The organism is Delftia sp. ZNC0008 (genome assembly GCF_000799035.1).
GTDB classification, from domain to species: Bacteria; Pseudomonadota; Gammaproteobacteria; order Burkholderiales; family Burkholderiaceae_C; genus Comamonas; species Comamonas tsuruhatensis.
This window is the reverse complement of the sequence record NZ_JTKZ01000448.1, coordinates 1-1,382: the sequence shown is the minus strand read 5'-3', so window position 1 is coordinate 1,382 and position 1,382 is coordinate 1. Positions and strand designations below refer to the sequence as shown.

Here is a 1,382-nt window from a genome sequence, read left to right as displayed (position 1 = left end):
CCGCGTCGACTGGGTCTGGATCGAGCCTTCGGGCCAGGTGGTGATCGGCGTTTCGCAGTGCGAGGTCGGCCAGGGCATCTACACAGGCCTGCCCCAGGTGATGGCCGATGAACTGGATGCCGACTGGGCCAGCGTGACCGTGCGCTTCGTCACGGGGCGCGACGCCTATCGCAACGATGCGGGCGAGATGCCGTTCCAGCAGTTCGTGGGTGCCTCCATGTCCATGAACTATTTCTATGAACGCATGCGCCTGGCCGGCGCCCAGGCGCGCGATGTGCTGCTGCGCGCCGGCGCAAGCCGCCTGGGTGTGCGTGCCTCCCAGTGCATGACGCGTGCCGGCCGCGTGCTGCACCCCGCGACGGGCCGCAGCGTGGGCTATGGCGAGATCGTGGCCGATGCCTCCAGGCTGCCCCTGGCCGCGCGGCCGCGCATGAAGTCGGCTTCCGAGCAGGGCCTGATCGGCCGCAACCTGCGCCGTGTGGATACGCCTTCCAAGGTCGACGGCAGCGCGGTGTTCGGCATCGATGTCGAGGTGCCCGGCATGCTGATCGGCGCCGTGCGCATGGCGCCCAGCGTGACGGGGCGCATCGTGCGCATCCGCAACGAGGCAGAGGTGCGCGCGCGCCCCGGCGTGCATGCCGTCGTGCGCACCACGCAGTGGCCCGACCCCGAGCCCAGCACCGTGGTCGTGGTGGCCGACTCGTACTGGATTGCCAAGCAGGCTGCCGATGCGCTGGACATCGAATTCGACGCCGGCGCGGCGGCCGGCGTGGACAGCGAGCGCATCCATGCGCAGTTCGTCGCAGGCTTGTCGAACGACAAGGCCGTCGTGGCCCGCAGTCTGGGCAAGCCGCGTGAAGTGCTGGCGGCCGGCAAGACCATCACGGCCGACTACCACTCGCCCTACATCACGCACGCCACCATGGAGCCGCTGGCCGCCACCGTGCATGTGCGCGACGGCGAGGTCGAGACCTGGGGGCCCTACCAGGGCCAGGACTTCCTGCGCGGCGAACTCGGCAAGGCCTGCGGCGTGCCTGCAGACAAGGTGATCGTGCACACCACGTTCCTGGGCGGCAGCTTCGGGCGCAAGTACATGCCCGACTTCGCCCTGCATGCGGCGGCGGCGTCCAAGGCCGTGGGCCGGCCCGTCAAGGTCATCCGCTCGCGCGAGGACGATATACGGCATTCCTACTACCGGCCCGGCGCATCGGGGCGCTTGAGCGCCGTGCTCGGCGCCGACGGCCTGCCGGCCGCGCTGCATGCGCGCATCTCGGGACAGTCGCTGTACGGGGCCATCAACCCCAAGAAGATGGCCAATGCCGGCGGCTGGGACGAGACCATGGTCGAGTCCATCTACGACCTGATCTACGGCGTGCCCAACC

1 protein-coding gene is annotated in these 1,382 nt (G+C 69.6%); it reads left to right on the top strand.

Going from position 1 to position 1,382, the window contains the following annotated elements; translation table 11 throughout:
* A partial coding sequence (locus tag L995_RS14835; RefSeq protein ID WP_047472447.1) for a xanthine dehydrogenase family protein molybdopterin-binding subunit occupies window positions 1–1,382 on the top strand: 1,382 nt, incomplete at both ends.